The sequence below is a fragment of the Sediminitomix flava genome, from assembly GCF_003149185.1.
Classification (GTDB): domain Bacteria; phylum Bacteroidota; class Bacteroidia; order Cytophagales; family Flammeovirgaceae; genus Sediminitomix; species Sediminitomix flava.
Genome location: NZ_QGDO01000003.1, coordinates 663,981 through 680,539 on the forward strand (window position 1 = coordinate 663,981; position 16,559 = coordinate 680,539).

General features: G+C 35.3%; 9 protein-coding genes. 7 read left to right on the forward strand and 2 right to left on the reverse strand.

Annotated features, from left to right (window positions below; translation table 11 throughout):
- Window position 1: 1 nt before the first annotated feature.
- The 3 genes from BC781_RS14410 (at window position 2) to BC781_RS14420 (ending at window position 5,224) form a co-directional block, all read left to right on the forward strand.
- Window positions 2-916 carry a PorP/SprF family type IX secretion system membrane protein gene (locus BC781_RS14410; protein ID WP_158281486.1) on the forward strand — a complete coding sequence of 305 codons (915 nt, stop codon included), beginning with the start codon at window positions 2-4 and terminating at the stop codon, window positions 914-916.
- 25 nt (window positions 917-941) lie between these two features.
- A complete protein-coding gene (locus tag BC781_RS14415) occupies window positions 942-3,092 on the forward strand; it encodes an OmpA family protein (RefSeq protein ID WP_109618944.1) in 2,151 nt (716 codons plus the stop codon).
- Window positions 3,093-3,298: 206 nt separating this feature from the next.
- Complete coding sequence (locus BC781_RS14420) at window positions 3,299-5,224, forward strand: DUF3857 domain-containing protein (RefSeq protein WP_109618946.1); 1,926 nt, start codon at window positions 3,299-3,301, stop codon at window positions 5,222-5,224.
- 59 nt (window positions 5,225-5,283) lie between these two features.
- On the opposite strand, the gene BC781_RS14425 is transcribed toward BC781_RS14420, so the two are convergent.
- Window positions 5,284-6,735: an arginine deiminase family protein gene (locus BC781_RS14425; RefSeq protein WP_109618948.1), complete on the reverse strand. Its 1,452-nt coding sequence runs from the start codon at window positions 6,733-6,735 to the stop codon at window positions 5,284-5,286.
- A 600-nt stretch (window positions 6,736-7,335) separates the two neighbouring features.
- Here BC781_RS14425 and pckA point away from each other — a divergent pair.
- Both pckA and BC781_RS14435 read left to right on the forward strand, forming a co-directional pair.
- Window positions 7,336-8,928, forward strand: a complete 1,593-nt coding sequence (pckA, locus tag BC781_RS14430) for a phosphoenolpyruvate carboxykinase (ATP) (protein WP_109618950.1) — start codon at window positions 7,336-7,338, stop codon at window positions 8,926-8,928.
- Window positions 8,929-9,034: 106 nt separating this feature from the next.
- Complete coding sequence (locus tag BC781_RS14435) at window positions 9,035-9,655, forward strand: alpha-ketoglutarate-dependent dioxygenase AlkB family protein (RefSeq protein ID WP_109618952.1); 621 nt, start codon at window positions 9,035-9,037, stop codon at window positions 9,653-9,655.
- 53 nt (window positions 9,656-9,708) lie between these two features.
- On the opposite strand, the gene BC781_RS14440 is transcribed toward BC781_RS14435, so the two are convergent.
- Window positions 9,709-12,864 (reverse strand): TonB-dependent receptor, encoded by a 3,156-nt coding sequence (locus tag BC781_RS14440; protein ID WP_109618954.1) that lies wholly within the window; start codon window positions 12,862-12,864, stop codon window positions 9,709-9,711.
- 216 nt (window positions 12,865-13,080) lie between these two features.
- On the opposite strand from BC781_RS14440, the gene BC781_RS14445 reads away from it, so the two are divergent.
- Window positions 13,081-13,527 carry a hypothetical protein gene (locus BC781_RS14445; protein WP_109618955.1) on the forward strand — a complete coding sequence of 149 codons (447 nt, stop codon included), beginning with the start codon at window positions 13,081-13,083 and terminating at the stop codon, window positions 13,525-13,527.
- A 206-nt stretch (window positions 13,528-13,733) separates the two neighbouring features.
- Window positions 13,734-16,499, forward strand: coding sequence for a 2-oxoglutarate dehydrogenase E1 component (locus BC781_RS14450; RefSeq protein ID WP_109618957.1), 2,766 nt, complete (start codon window positions 13,734-13,736; stop codon window positions 16,497-16,499).
- The last annotated feature ends 60 nt before the right edge of the window (window positions 16,500-16,559 follow it).

The window sequence follows — 16,559 nt, forward strand, 5'->3', positions numbered from 1 at the left end:
AATGAATTTATTACAAAAAGCGCTTCTGACTGTATTTGTAGTGTTGGCATTTACTTTTAAAGTAAATGCCCAACAACAGTCGCTCTTTTCGCAGTATATGAATAATATGTTGACCATAAACCCAGCATATGTAGGTTCTCAGAAGGCTTTAAGTCTTACAGCAGTGGCCAGGGAACAATGGATTGGACTTGATGGGGCTCCTAGCACACAAACGTTTTCAGCTCACCTACCTATAGAAAGAAAAAATATAGGGGTGGGAATGATGTTAACCAATGATCGAATTGGAGTGACCAAGCAAAATGGAGTTGCTTTTTCGTATGCCTACAAAATAAAAATGTTAGGTGGTGAATTATCAATGGGGATCAAAGGTGGTTTTATCAATTATAGTATTATTTATAGTGATATTTCTGAAACAGACCCTAGTTTTCAAGAAGGGAATGTAAGTGAAGTACATCCTGATATTGGCTTGGGTTTATATTTTAATACGAATAAGTTTTACCTAGGGCTTAGTGCTCCTCAGATTACCTTATCAGAGAAAGAAACAAATGATATTCGACCAGAATCTGCTTTAATTCCTCACTATTTTATACAAGGGGGATATGTATTTGATATCAATCCAGACTTGAAATTAAAACCAAGTTTTATGACCAAGATTGTAGAAGGAGCTCCAATTGAAGTGGATATCAATGCGAATGTTTATTTGAGAGATTTGGTTGGTTTGGGAGTCTCATGGCGTTCAATGGATGCGGTGGTTCTTTTAGGACAAGTTCAAATAACGAACCGACTACAGTTCGGGTATGCTTATGACATCACAACAACAGATGTCAGACAAGTAAGTGCGGGTTCGCATGAGATATTTTTGAACTATAGAATTCCGATTTCTAAGTCAAAGATTATTACCCCAAGATATTTTTAGTAGGACAGGATAATTGATACAACAAATGAAGAATTATTTTTTTTATAAGGCTATCCTATTCATACTATTTCTGTGTCAAACGAATTTACTTTCAGCACAAAATAAAAAGGAACAGAAAGGAGATCGTTTGGTTGAGAAGTATGCTTATCTAGCTGCAACTGAGGCTTACAAGCAAGCACTAAGTGAAAAACAGGTGGATTCATCGGCTGTAGCACATAAATTGGCGAGCTGTTACCGAAAGTTGAATGATCCACAAAACATGGTTTTTTGGTATGCTTCAATTATTGATTCAGACTTTATTGAAAGTGTAGATAAATATTATTACGCACAAGCTTTAAGTAGTATCGGGAATTATGCCGATTCTAAGTTTTGGTTTGATGTGTACCTTAAGGAAGTCCCTAATGATGAGAGAGCGAAGAAGTTTTCTCAAACCTTAGTTTCTTTAGAGGATATAAATTCGGAGTCTGAATGGTTTACTTTATCAGATGTAACCTTTAACTCAGAGCATTCTGATTTTAGTCCGATGTTTTATGGTGAAGGGCTTGTGTTTGTGAGTGCTCGAAATGAAAAATCTAAAAAACACAGCTGGGATGATACCCGATTTTTAGACCTTTTCTATACTTCAGAAAGTGATACTATTGGTTTTGAAATACCTAAGCTATTTTATTCTAAGATTAATACACGTTATCATGAAGGTCCATTAGCATTTTATGATCATGAGTCGAAGCTTGTTGTTACAAGGAATAATTATGAGAATAGAAAACTACTAAAGGATAATAAAGGAGTCACAAAGTTGAAGTTATACTTTTCATCCAAAGATTCTTTAGGGAATTGGAGTCGAGTAGTACCTTTCAAATACAACAATGATAATTATTCGGTAGGACATCCTACGATCACAGAAGATGGACAGACCTTATATTTTGTTTCTGATAAACCAGCAGGAATAGGAGGAACAGATATTTATGTGAGTAAGCTAAAAGAGAATGGTAAGTGGTCAAAACCTCAGAACCTTGGTGAAAAGATCAATACTAAAGGGGATGAGATGTTTCCATTTTTGTACAATAATGAGAAACTCTACTTCTCGTCAAACGGACATGGAGGCTTAGGAGGTTTGGATGTTTTTATTTATGATTTAAGCAGTCAAGAAATTACAAATATTGGGGCTCCAATTAATTCAAGTAGAGATGATTTTGGGATCATTTTAAATGAAGCGGGCAATGAAGGCTACTTTTCATCTAACCGTTTAACTGAGGATGGAAATGACAATATTTACCATTTTACATTTGAAAAGCCAGATTTTCAAGAGTTATTATTAACTGTTAGAGACTCGGTAACTTCTAAAGTAATTTCAGATGCAAAAGTACATTTGGAGGGAGAGTTTATCAAAGAATCCGAAATTTCTACAGATAGCCTTGGTCAATCTAGATTACAATTAGCCTTAGGTTACAACTATTCAATTGATATTTCAAAGGAGTCTTATATCGATAAAGGGTTAACTTTTAAAAATGAAAAGTCAACCACAGCTCTCGAAGTTTTATTGACACGTGATTGTTTGAGCTTTGAAGGTGAGATTATAGCGACAACAAGTAATATTAATGGTACATTACTGACATTAGTTGATAATGCTACAGGGGAAGTTCAAAAGTTGTTGTTAGACGATCATACCTACAGTTTTTGTGTAGAACCTTATCATTCTTACAAACTGAAAATTACCAATGATCAATTCTTTACAAAAGAGGTTGAGATAAAGATTGAAGATAAGCCTGCAATCGTAAAAACAGAAATTGTACCTATTGAATTAGGTAAGTCTTTTAAGCTAGAGAATATTCATTACGATTTGAATAAGGCAAATATTCGAAAAGATGCGGCTATTGAATTAAATAAGTTGGTGAAAATTTTAAAGGATAATCCCGCTATCGAAATCGAATTGGGGTCTCATACAGACTCTAGAGGTAGTGATTCGTACAACTTGAAGCTTTCAGAGCGAAGAGCTGCTTCCGCTGTGAAATATATCATTACTCAAGGTATTGATCCTTCTCGATTAAGTTCTAAAGGTTATGGTGAAACACAGCTGATAAATCAATGCTCAAATGGAATATCTTGTTCAGCTGAAGAACATCAGGCAAACCGAAGAACTGAGTTTAAGGTATTACGTATCCGTAAAAGAATAATGTAATCAACTCTTATTTTAAGAATCCCCTTCAATCAAAAGAAACTTGATTGAAGGGGATTTTTTATTCTCCTAATAGTATTTCAATTCTGAATGTCAAACAACTTTTTAAAGCTTGAATTAGTTTTGTAGTATACACTTTACGATCTTTATAGTTTGATGTTATAAGTTATACTAGAAGCTTTTTTCGCAGATTTTTTAATTCGAAATATATGTTTAGATCAATTTTTTTAATTGTTAGTTTACTCTTTTTCTATTCTAATGTTTTTGCGCAATCAAAGTTGATGAAGTGGGGAGTGGTACCCAAAGAACATTTAGAAATGACAGTTGCACCTTTTGACTCAGCTGCTCATGCTGTAGTTCTTTCAGAGTATGGGGCTTATGAATTTTCTCGAACAACTTTTCCAATAAGATTATATTACACGAAAAGGGTAAAATTAATGGATACCGACGGTATAGATGAATTTGGTACCGTTAAAATTCCATTTTATCAGAAAGATGGGAAAGAGAATATTACTAAGATTAGAGCTCATGTGATCAAGAATAAAGGTGGTGTGGCCCAAAAAATTGAAGTACCTAAAAAAAATATCGTAAAAGACGAAGGTATGTATGGTTGGGCTGATGTAAAAATAGCATTTCCTCAGTTGGAAGTAGGAGATATTATTGAGTGGAAATACACTTTCAACTCTGCTAGATATTGGGCAATTGACCCTTGGAAATTCCAAAGTGACTATCCAACAATAAGAAGTGAGGTTGTTGTAAAATCCATAGATTCTAGTCTTGACTTTAAGTTTTTCCTTAATGGGAGTAATTCAAAAAGTCTTTATGACAAAAGTAAATCAAAGTTTTTACTTGAAAATCAGCCGCCTTTAAAAGATGAGCCTTTTGTCGCTAATCCTGATGATTATAAGGATATCGTTTACTTCCAATTAGCAGGGTATAAAAAGTTTGGTTCTACTGTTTCTTATGAGTCTTTCTTGAATACTTGGGATGAACTAGCGAGTGACTACTACTTAGATACTGATGTTAGGACTTATTTTAGAGACAGAAAATATGAAGATATTTTAGCTCTTATTCCTAAAGGAGAATCGGATATAGATTATATAAAGAATATTAGATCTTATGCAGTTTCTAATTTTGGATGGAATGACAGATGGGGGATATCACCTAAGCAGACTTATAATGAATTACTAAAGAGTAAAAGTGGAAGTATTCCAGAATTGAATTTACACTTATGTGGTTTGCTTCAAGCTGCAGGATTTAAGGTAACCCCTCTATTAATTAGCTCAAGATCGAACGGGAAGTTGTTTTCTATTGCTCCATTGCTAACGCAGTTCGATTATTTACTCTGTTATCTTGAATTAGACGATAAAAACTATGTGTTAGATGCTACTCATAAGAATTTGCCATATAATGTTTTACCAAAAGAAGCATGGGTAGAAAAAGGGCTTTACTTGGTGAAAAAAGAAGCTAAGATTATTGATTTAGATGTTCAAGGTACCAAGTTTATAAATCGTAATAATATTTTGGTTGAAGTTAAATCTGATGGAACATTAGAGGCTTCAGCTAATAATATTTATTCGGGTTACAATTCAGTTAATGTTCGTTCTGGTATAAATAATAAAGGTTTAGAAGAATATTTAGAACAAAGAATTTACGAAGAAGAGGCCGAATTAGATTCTAGTTCAGTGACGAATTTAGCTGATCCTGAAAAGCCTTTAAGTGTTTTTTCAAGAGTGATTAAAGAAGTAGGTAAAGGGAAAGTATTTATACAGCCTAAAGAATTTTTTCCTTTAAGAGAAAATCCTTTTACTCAGGAGAAAAGATTTTTACCGATTGAGATTGCTAATGATAGAGCAATTAGGTCTTCTATTCAGTTTAAAGTGCCAGAAGGTTATGAAATTACGTCGTTCCCAGAAGTTCTAAACATTACATTGCCTAGTAAAATTGGTAAATTTACTTTCATCTCTAAAAAGTCATTTGACAGGGAACTTCAGATGATGATCATGTTTAACTTAAAGAAGGTTACAGTAAACCCAGAATATTATCAATACTTCAGGGAGTTTTATATACAGCTTTTAGCTAAACTCAATGAATCTATTGTGATTTCACCCGTTAAGGGAGAATTAAATCAATAGAAATAAAAAAGCGTTACGAAGTCTAAACCTCGTAACGCTTTTTTTAGTCATTATATCTATTACATAAATCCATCTCTTTGGATAGGCATACTCATACAGTGAGAACCTCCTCTAGCTCTTGAAAGTTCAGCTGATGGAAGCAGAATCAATGTATTTTCTACATCATCTGGGTGGAGTTCTTCACAGTCAAAAAGTTCTAGAAGCTTTGATACTTCAATAACTTTCATTCCTGCATTTTCTATAGCTTGAATAGTTTTGTCATTTCTGTCATAACCAATAACAACACCCTCTTTCAAAGCCAACATATTACAAGAGTCAGTCCATTGCTCTCTTCTTCCGTAAGGGAATTCCTTATTACCAGAATAGATGATTTTCGCATTTGTATTACAACCAAGATCATATCTTGTGATATGGTGTAATAATGATTCAAGATGCTCAAATCTGATTGGATCACTATAATCTTTTCCTTTTACATATTGGAAGATTTCTAAGTGGAAACGTCCATCAGGTTCATGAAGTCCGACCATCTCATTATCTCCAAAATCAGTGTTAGCTCCTGAGAATTCTCCGAACATTACCCAAGTATCTCTCTTGATCTGTGTGAATACAGTATCAATATGCATACAAGAACGGTGAGCAGGAATCTTGATTACCGTAACTTTTTCAACCAAGTCACGTGCATGAAGTTCTTTAACCACTCTTTCAGCAGCATAAGAAGAAGTTCTTTCACTAACACCAATCAGAACGTGATTAGGTGCAACCATCATAACATCACCACCTTCAAGCGTGATTCTACGGTGATCTTGTTCATCTTCTTCTAATAGGAAGAAACCTGGCTGATCTTCAATTTCAATCACATTATTCTTGATAGAATTGAAAATTGGGTGATGGAAAAAGATGTGACGCATAATAATTGACTCTCTTGTACGAGCCAATTTAGCTGGTCTGTTCAATAAGATATGGTCTTTAATAGTGATTCCGACATCACGAGTAAAGATCAAGTTTGGAACAGGTGGGAACAGCATCTCTTTTTCTGGCGTAAGACCTGAAATCAATGTTCTAGATAAAGCCAAAGAAGACATTTCCATCAATTGAAGTTGCTTTCTGTAAGAAACACCTTCATGCGTACAAATTGATGCCACAATACGCTCTCTAATAGTTGGGTTATCCAACACTTGAGACAATAGGTATTGTGGGTCAAGTACTTTCTTTGAATTGTAGTAGTTAGGGTGATCTGGTTTGTAGAAACTACGATCCTCATCTGAATCTACTTCTGACATTCTTCCATGAATGTTTTCATAATCCAAGAAGTATAGTAGAAGTTTCAAATAATAGTCATACTCATTTTTACGCATTGTATCTAGGTGAATGATATCATCAAACAACCAGTCTTGCGCTTTCATAGGGATGACTTTACCGAGACCTTCATCTGGACTATGAATTAATAACCTTTTAAGTGTTCCTATTTCTGAGTCAACAAAAATAGGAGATGGATTCAATTGAGGTTCCATAACGTATAAAGAGTAAATAAGTTAATGTGAGAAGGATGTTTATCAGTCAAATAATAGCATTTGGCTATTTTTAGCTTTATCCTATTATAACTAACGTGAATTAAAATGATTTGTTAAATCAAGTTTGTTTTATTAAGAAATAACCCTTCTTCTCCGTTTTAATTAAACACAAGTTATTAACGTTCCTTTAAATTTTATATTTCACATCGAACTAAAAATATTTTTTTGAAAAAAATACACGTAAAATTTACACTAAAAGAGTTTATATCTTATGTTTGCATCAAGATATTTCATGTTTAAAGTAATTAGTATAGTTTTTAGATTAAATATTCCTTTTTCAAGGTAGTATTTACAACCAGAAATAGATACGTAATATTTTCATTTTCAACTCATTAAAATTTCAAATTTTTAGATAAATTTAAACAATGATGAAAGTCATTAATCGTTAATTATCTATTCAATGTCGATGATAATAATTGGTCAATTTGATAAAGTTGATCTAGTAAAAATTTTAATACACAGCAGAAACAACACAGAAATCAACTGTAATATTCTTACGCAACACTACTAAATACTTAATTAATTTAAACAACAACCATCATGACAGAGATTAACAAACTGAATACTCAGAACCTTAATGCTGTTAAGCAAGTGAAGATGAACCTACCAGTAGCTGAATTGGTAGAAGAAGCACTTAAAAATAATGAAGGCGTTTTAGCCGATACGGGTGCTTTTATGTGTGATACAGGCAAATTCACAGGTCGTTCTCCACAAGATAGATTCTTGGTTAAAGACGATGCAACAGCGAATGTTTGGTGGGGTAATATTAATATCCCATTTGAAGGAGCTAAGTTCAAATCTTTGCATGCTAAAGTCTGGGATTACATCAATGAGAATGACAAGAAATTGTACGTTCGAGATATGTACGCAGGTGCAGATGTTAATCATAGGCTAAAAGTGAGAGTGATTACTACTTTGGCATCAGTTAATCACTTTGTGTCTAATATGTTTATCCAACCTTCAGCTGAAGAGTTAGTTGGTTTTGAGCCTGATTGGGTAGTCGTTCAAGTTCCTGAATTTGAGGCAGACCCAGAAGTAGATGGTACAAGACAAGGTAATTTTGCAATTGCCGATTTTACTGAACAATGTATTATTATTGGTGGTACACGTTATACTGGTGAGATTAAGAAAGGAATCTTCTCAGTGTTGAACGCATTACTTCCTGAAAGAGATGTACTTCCGATGCACTGTTCTGCTAATGAAGGCAAAGATGGCGATGCAGCCGTATTCTTTGGACTGTCTGGTACAGGTAAAACGACGCTTTCAGCAGACCCTAATCGTTTACTTATCGGAGATGATGAGCACGGTTGGACTGAAAGTGGTATTTTCAACTTTGAAGGTGGATGCTATGCAAAAACTATTGACTTGTCGCAGAAAAAAGAACCTGAAATTTGGGATGCGATTAAGTTTGGTGCTACACTAGAAAACACTCGTTTCTTTGAAGGAACAAGAACGGTGGATTATGAAAACGTATCTGTTACCCAAAACACACGTACGTCTTATCCATTAGAGCACATTGAAAATGTGAAAATTCCATCAGTAAGTACGCACCCTAAGAATATTTTCTTCTTGACTTGTGATGCTTACGGTATTTTGCCTCCAATTTCAAAATTGACTAAAGCACAAGCAATGTACCACTTTATGTCTGGTTATACGGCACAAGTAGCGGGTACAGAAGTAGGTATTACAGAGCCAAAACCAGTATTCTCAGCTTGTTTTGGAGCGCCATTTATGCCGCTTCATCCTTCTAAGTATGCTGAAATGCTAGGTCAGAAAATGGAGCAGTTTGATACAAATATATGGTTGATTAACACAGGTTGGGCTGCAGGACCTTACGGTAAGTGTGATCGTATGAAATTGAGATATACAAGAGCAATGATTACAGCTGCTTTGGAAGGAAAGTTAGCAAACGTTGAGTTTACAGAAGACTCAATCTTTGGAGTTCAAATTCCTAATGAAGTAGAAGGAGTACCATCAGAAGTACTAAGACCTAAAGCTCAATGGGAAGCAAATGGAATTGAAGGTTACGAAGAAGCGGCTAAGAACCTAGCTGAAAAATTCGTGGCAAACTTCAAGAAATTTGAAGAAGGAACATCTGCTGATATTCTTGCAGGAGCGCCTAAAGCACTATAAATTCAATATTACAGAATTAAAAGCTCAACTTCGGTTGGGCTTTTTTTATACCCAATCATTCCAACAACTTTTGAAATAGAGGTGTTTTTAAGAGAAAAATTAAAGTATGGAATACTCAAGTTTAGAGTTATTGAAACAAGACTACTGGCTTTTTGAAGATGATCATTTGAGCTTACGGCTTTATCCTCATTTTTACGATGATAAAGAAAGTTTAGCGCATTTCGATCTGTTGAAAAATACGATTGATTGGAAAACAGAAAAAATTAAAATCTTTGGAAAAGAACATTTAGTACCTAGAGTAGTCGCTTGGCAAGGAGAGGAAGGAGTGAAGTATAAATATTCTGGAGTATTACATAAGGCAGTAGGATGGTCTTCTGAAATTGAAGACATAAAAAATAAAATAGAATCCGAAACTAGAACAAAATATAACAGTGTGTTATTAAATAGGTATAGAGGAGGAAGTGATAAAATGGGTTGGCATTCAGATGATGAAAAAGAGTTAGGAGTAAATCCTGTTATCGCATCTTTAACTTTTGGAGCTGTTAGAAGATTTGATTTTAAAGAAAAAGTGAAGGAAAACCCTAAATCTTTGAAGCTACATCTGCCATCGGGTAGTTTATTGATAATGGAAGGTGAAACGCAACATTATTGGAAACACCAGATTCCGCAACAAAAGAAAGTAGAAGAGGAGCGAATTAATCTTACCTTTAGACTGATAAAAGCATAAAAAAAAAGCCACTTCATTAAGAAGTGGCTTTCGTATTTCAATTCTTGATTGGTTTAGAAGATATATCTCAAACCAATTTGCATTTGCCATTTTGACAAGATAGAAACATCATCGTTGAATGTTTCTGTAAGTTCAGTGTCAAATGAATAAGTCGGGATATTTGTACCTTCTTGGTATCCTTCAAAAGTAATTGGAGTTCTTGTCGATGGTAATTTTCTTACACCCCAGTCAGAGTTTAACATATTACCAAAATTCAAGACATCAACAGACAATTGAATAGTATTTGTTTTGTCTCCTACTTTGAAGTTATAATCTTGAAGTAATCTTACGTCAAATTGAGTGTACCAAGGAAGCATAGCGCCGTTACGCTCAGCGTAGTCACCTCTTCTTTCACTTAGGTACTCATCTTGCTCTATGAATTGATTCAAAGCATTCCACTGTTCTGTAGGTGTCGCTGTATTAGCTTCAGTGCTTACAAGAACGATTTCATCTTCTGATGCAGGAACATAAATCAAATCATTATTTGCGATAGCATCTCTGTTCATGTCACCAGCATAAGTGTAAGAGTATCTGTTACCTCTTGCAATTTCACCAAACATAGAGATTGATGTTGCATGACGACCATTTCCGTATGTTTTCTTGTAACCTACAGAAGTGATGAAACGGTGTTGTAAACCGTAACGAGAGTTTGCAAACTGAGATTGGTTAGGGTCACCTACTACAGGGTTTCTTTGGAATGCATCAGCAGCAATCTCAGCAGGGATTGATGTGTAGTCCATTGATTCCATGTAAGTATATGCTGCACTTGCGAATAAACCAAAGTCAAATACTTTTTGTATCTGTCCTGTCAAAGAGTACTGGTGTCCTTCGTCTACGTTTTCTAGTACAATTGCTCCTGCTTCTAAGAATTGTGGATCATCCATATTAGCAGCGTATTCAGAGCTAGAATATAAGTTTGTTTCGTGGAAACCTGCGAAAATTGCTCTGTTGTCACCTTTACCTTCTGCATTTTGAGAAGGAGCAGCCATATTGTAGTTTCTGTGAACTACAGCGTTGATATCTTTAGAGATAATACCTTCTAGTGTAACAGACCATCCATTTGCGAATTTCTTATCCCATGCTAGGTTTGTTTTCCAAACTTGAGGGAATCTGAAATCATCCTCTGTGTCATTCACTTGGAAAGTATAGAAAGGATCAATTTTAGGGTTTGAAGCTTGGTTTCCTAACCATACAAAAGGAATACGACCAGTGAAAATACCTGTACCACCTCTTACCACTGATGATTGATCACCTTTTACATCATAGTTGAAGCCAACTCTTGGAGACCAAAGTGGTCTTGCTGTAGGGAATGTTGAAGGATCTACATTTTTACCATCTTTCCATCCGTCAAAACCTTTTGTAACTGGGTCTTCAGCAATTTCTGATAAATAGATAGGCATATCCATTCTTACCCCCATAGTTACATCTAACTTGTCAGAAACATTCCACTCATCTTGTAAATAGAAAGCGATTTGAGCTACATCTACTTCAGCCATTGCGTAAGGAGCATTTTGTGAAGCTACATCATTTCTGTAATCTACAGTATAATAGTCTCCAGTAAATGTGTTGTATGCTCTGTCTGCTAAAAAGTCGTCAACATTTTGGAATGTATGACCTGGGTAGTAGAACAAGTTGAATGAGTTATTGAACTGGAATACCTCAGCATTGAAACCAGCTGTCAATGTGTGATTATCCATGTACATTGTGAAGTCATCTCTCAATTGGAAGATATCTTGATCCAATACATTGTTTGTTGAGAACATCTCCGAACCAGCAGTAAGAGAAATTTGTCCGTTTGCGTCTAAGATATCAATTACTGGGAATGGCTCTGACCAAGGCATTCTTTTATCTCTGAATCTAGAGTATGTTACTTGGAATTTGTTTGAGGCAGTATTTCCAAAACGAGAGTTCAATTCTGCAACCCAAGAGTCGATGTTGTTGTGAATTGCGTAAGATGAGTTCGAGAAAGGAAGACGGTAAGGTTGAGGACCACGACCACCAATTGCTTCAGGGTGAGGCAAAACATCTTTCCATGCTCTTAGCATATTGTAACGGAAAGAAGCATTGTGGTTATCATTGATGTTCCAATCCAATTTGATTAGAAGCTTCTCATTTTCTTTACCGTGATTGTAGTTTTCAAACTCACCTGCATCGTAATCCCATTTATCCATGAAATGGTTCTTCACAGCCATAGCATCAGCATATTGAACAGAAGTTACGTTTGAACCTTCTCTACCTTCTTTTGCAGCCACAAAACCGTGAGCTAAACCTTCTGCTCTTTCAATTTCTCCGTTGACGAAGAAGAAAAGTTTATTCTTGATGATTGGACCACCTAAAGAAAGACCTGATTGAGTGGTACTATAATTTAGGTTTTCGATAGTAGTTCCAGATACTTTATTACCAATCATATTTTCATTTCTGAAGAAGTGGTAGGCAGTACCTTTGAATTCGTTTGTACCTGATTTAGTAACGGCGTTTACACCCGCACCTGTAAATCCACTTTGTCTAACATCAAATGGTGCTAAAGTTACTTGAACTTGCTCGATAGCATCTAACGATACTGGTTGAGCATCAGCCTGTCCACCAGGCGTAGAAACGTCCAAACCAAATGAGTTGTTGAAGATAGATCCATCCAACGAAAAGTTGTTGTAAAGATTATTTCTACCTCCGAAGCTGTTTCCGTCAGATTGAGGAGTTAAACGAGTAAAATCAGCAGTAGAACGGCTAATTGAAGGTAAAACTTTAATAGTTTCACTGTCAATACTAGTAGCAGCACCTGTTCTTTCACCATCAGCAGAAGCTGTTACTTCAATCTCTGTAAGTGTTTCAGCATCAGCTGCAAGGTTTGCATTCATTCTGAATTTCTTACCCAATTGTAAAGTGATACCTTCTTGAGTAAATTGTTGGAAACCAATGTAAGATACAGTAATTGTATAAGGTCCTCCAACTCTCATGTTTGGAATATCGTATCTACCATCAGCACGTGTAGCGACACCGTACTTAGTTCCAGATGGAGTGTGAAGAGCAATTACAGTAGCTCCTGGTAGTGGTTCTCCATCAGCATCTTTTACCAAACCTGATAAGGCTGATGTTGTGGACTGTGCAAAGGCAGTCGACGTTAGTAAGATTAGTGTAAATAAAGTTGCAAAAAAGTGTGTAAACTTTCGCATGATCAAGAATTGACGAGTTTAATATTTATTAACAGCGCAAAAATAAAACTTAATGTTTGAATAATACAAATAAACGTAAATGAGTAACTTGTAAATGCAGTGTTGTTATATTGTATTATATTATGAAGATGAATGTTTATTCATTGTTAACGTAGGGTGAACGCGATATTATCTTAATATTTTAAAAAAAAATAAAGAATTAAATCTAAGTGGATTATGAATTTAGCAAAACAGCTATCAGAGTTGAAAAAAAGTTTCAAAGAGTTAAAAAAAATTAATGAAGAACTCTTCAATAGGTATACAAATCTCGTCTTATCTAAGGATGTTACAATTGAAAAATCACTTGGTTCAAATATAAATAATGCAAAAATAAGTATTGAAGATGTAGAGCGTTCTATCCAAAAAATCACTTCAGAAATAGAGTCTTTTTCTAATTACTCTTACCAAGAAGGGGAAACTACTGATCAGATGCTTCATCGTATGCAGCAGAAAAGAACCCTTGAAGAAAAAGAAGATTTATATACTAAAGAAATAAATGATCTGGATCAAAAAGTGAATATGGTGTATACTGTTTTAAAAGAGGTCGAAAAGGAACTTGATAAATACAAAAAAGCTGATGCGCTTGAAGCTTTGAAGCAAAGAATTAAACAGAATAAGGTTTAGTAAAAAATAGTTTAAATAACGGTTTTATCATTTTTTTTGTGTTTTAAATACATTTTATGATTTAAAAATAATCAATTAAATAATTGATATACAGTATTTAAGTGTTGTATAGTTGTTGGTGTGTATTTGTGTAACCGCATTAATGTAATGTATATGTGTTCGAATAATATTACCTTTGGTTTAGTAAATAAATCATAACAGGGCCAATGAACGAATATTCATATATAGCAAACGCACATGGCGCTTACATAGATGAACTCTATGAAGCTTACCAAGCAGACCCAAGTTCAGTAGATCAGACTTGGAAGTATTTTTTTGAAGGTTTCAATTTTTCTCTTAAAAAATACGGAGAAGAAATCGTTGATGGAGCTGAAGTAACTACGGGTGGTGGTCTTAGTTTTGAGACACTACGTAAAGAAGTTGCCGTACGTCAGTTGATTAATGGTTACCGTTCAAGAGGACATTTGCAGTCTACTACAAACCCAGTACGAGATAGAAAAGATCGTAAAGCACGTTTAGAGTTGTCTGATTACGGACTAACGGAGGCTGATCTTGATACAGAGTTTACTGCAGGAGAGTATTTGGGACTTGGAAAAGCAAAGCTGAAAGATATTATTGCTGCCTTGAAGAAAATCTATGAAGGCACAATGGGTTTTGAATATATGGCTATTCGTGAGCCAGATGTTCTTGAATGGTTCCAGAAAAAAGTAGAGACAGAGCGTCTTAATTTCAACTTGAGTCCAGAAGAGAAGAAGAGAATTCTTACAAAATTAAATGAAGCAGTTGTTTTTGAGAATTTCTTGCATACAAAATATGTAGGTCAAAAACGTTTCTCACTAGAAGGTGGTGAATCTACAATTCCTGCATTAGATACAATCATTAATGAAGGTGCTAAGCATGGATTGGAAGAAGTAATCATCGGTATGGCTCACCGTGGTCGTCTGAACGTTCTGACAAACATCATGGGGAAAACTTATGAAGAAGTTTTCAATGAGTTTGAAGGAAACGGTATTCCAGAGCAGACAATGGGAGATGGAGATGTGAAATACCACTTAGGTTTCAAATCTCAAGTTACAACTCCTACAGGTCAGAAAGTGAAGTTGAACTTGGCAGCCAACCCTTCTCACTTGGAAGCTGTAGACCCTGTTGTTATCGGACAGGTAAGAGCGAAAAGAGATACACTTTATGATCGTGATTCTAAAAAGATTCTTCCAATCTTGATACATGGTGATGCGGCAATCGCAGGACAAGGTGTTGTTTATGAAACAGTACAAATGTCTAACCTAAAAGGTTACCAAGTAGGGGGGACAATTCACTTCGTAATTAATAATCAAGTAGGCTTTACAACAGACTTTGAAGATGCTCGTTCTTCAATTTATTGCACAGATGTTGCAAAACTTGTAGAGGCTCCAACAATTCACGTAAATGGTGATGACCCTGAAGCTGTAGCATTCGCTATGAAATTGGCGATTGAATTCCGTCAGAAATATCAAAGAGATGTTTTTGTAGATATGGTATGCTACCGTCGTCACGGACACAACGAAAGTGATGAGCCTAAGTTTACACAGCCTAAACTTTATAATTCGATTTCTAAGCACGCGAACCCTCGTGAGCTTTATAATAAAGAACTTTTATCGAGAGGTGAAGTAGATGCACAGCTTGCAAAACAAATGGATAAAGAGTTTAGAAAGCTCTTGAATGACCGTTTGAATGAAGTAAGACAAAATCCACTTCCATATAAACCTCAGCCACTAGAAGTTCAATGGAAACAACTAAGATTTGCTACAGATGAAGATTTCTTAGAGTCTCCAGATACAAGTATTTCAGAAGATACAATTAGCTTAGTAGGTCATGCTTTGACTACTATCCCAGAAAACTTCAAACCATTGAAGCAAATTGAAAAGCTTCTGAAAGACCGTAAAAAGTCATTCTTTGAAGAAAAGAAATTTAACTGGGCAGCTGCTGAACTTTTAGCGTATGGTTCACTTCTTTTAGATCAGAAGAAAGTAAGAATCAGTGGTCAAGATGTGCAACGTGGTACGTTCTCTCACCGTCATGCAGTATTGAATGATGCAGAGACAAATGAAAAGCACTACAGCTTGTCACACATCAGTAAGCTTCAAGGTGAATTTACAATTCACAATTCATTGCTTTCAGAGTACGGTGTATTAGGTTTTGAGTATGGCTATGCTAGTGCAAATCCTAATATCTTGAACGTTTGGGAAGCTCAGTTTGGTGATTTTGCCAATGGCGCTCAAACAATGATTGACCAATTCATTACTTCAGCTGAATCAAAATGGAGTACAATGAATGGTTTGGTGATGTTACTTCCTCATGGTTATGAAGGTCAAGGTCCTGAACACTCAAATGCTAGACCTGAGCGTTTCTTGCAATTGGCTGCAGAGAATAATGTAGTGATTGCTAACTGTACAACACCTGCTAACTTCTTCCACATCCTTAGACGTCAGTTGACTTGGGATTTCAGAAAGCCATTGATCGTAATGACTCCTAAATCCCTTTTGAGACACCCTAAAGTTGTTTCATCAATTGAAGATTTCACGGATAACAAATTCCAAGAAGTTTATGATGATTCTTATGTGGCAAGAAGCAAGTCTAAAGTAAAGAGAGTATTGCTATGTAGCGGTAAGATTTACTATGACTTACTTGAAAAGCAACAACAAGATAAACGCAAAGATGTAGCGATTGTAAGAATCGAGCAATTACATCCGTTCCCAGAAGTGAAATTGGATAAAATTATAGATGCTTATAAGAATATGGAAGAGTTGTATTGGGTACAGGAAGAGCCTGTAAACATGGGAGCTTGGACATACATCTATAGAGCGTACATGAATATGGACCGTCGTCGTCAGATGCAAATTAAGGCACGTAAACCAAGTGCTTCTCCTGCTACAGGATTTGCGAAAATGCACGCGAAGGAACAAGAAAATATTGTAAATGCTTCTTTTGAATAGGAGAAGCTTTCAAATACCTTAGAAATCCTTCTATCCTGACTTGATTTTTTATCATTAAAA

Bases quoted from the DNA above. Each gene is read 5' to 3' on its own strand.
- BC781_RS14410 (WP_158281486.1), top strand. From the start codon at position 2: ATGAATTTATTACAAAAAGCGCTTCTGACTGTATTTGTAGTGTTGGCA.
- BC781_RS14415 (WP_109618944.1), top strand. From the start codon at position 942: ATGAAGAATTATTTTTTTTATAAGGCTATCCTATTCATACTATTTCTG.
- BC781_RS14420 (WP_109618946.1), top strand. From the start codon at position 3,299: ATGTTTAGATCAATTTTTTTAATTGTTAGTTTACTCTTTTTCTATTCT.
- BC781_RS14425 (WP_109618948.1), bottom strand. From the start codon at position 6,735: ATGGAACCTCAATTGAATCCATCTCCTATTTTTGTTGACTCAGAAATA.
- pckA (WP_109618950.1), top strand. From the start codon at position 7,336: ATGACAGAGATTAACAAACTGAATACTCAGAACCTTAATGCTGTTAAG.
- BC781_RS14435 (WP_109618952.1), top strand. From the start codon at position 9,035: ATGGAATACTCAAGTTTAGAGTTATTGAAACAAGACTACTGGCTTTTT.
- BC781_RS14440 (WP_109618954.1), bottom strand. From the start codon at position 12,864: ATGCGAAAGTTTACACACTTTTTTGCAACTTTATTTACACTAATCTTA.
- BC781_RS14445 (WP_109618955.1), top strand. From the start codon at position 13,081: ATGAATTTAGCAAAACAGCTATCAGAGTTGAAAAAAAGTTTCAAAGAG.
- BC781_RS14450 (WP_109618957.1), top strand. From the start codon at position 13,734: ATGAACGAATATTCATATATAGCAAACGCACATGGCGCTTACATAGAT.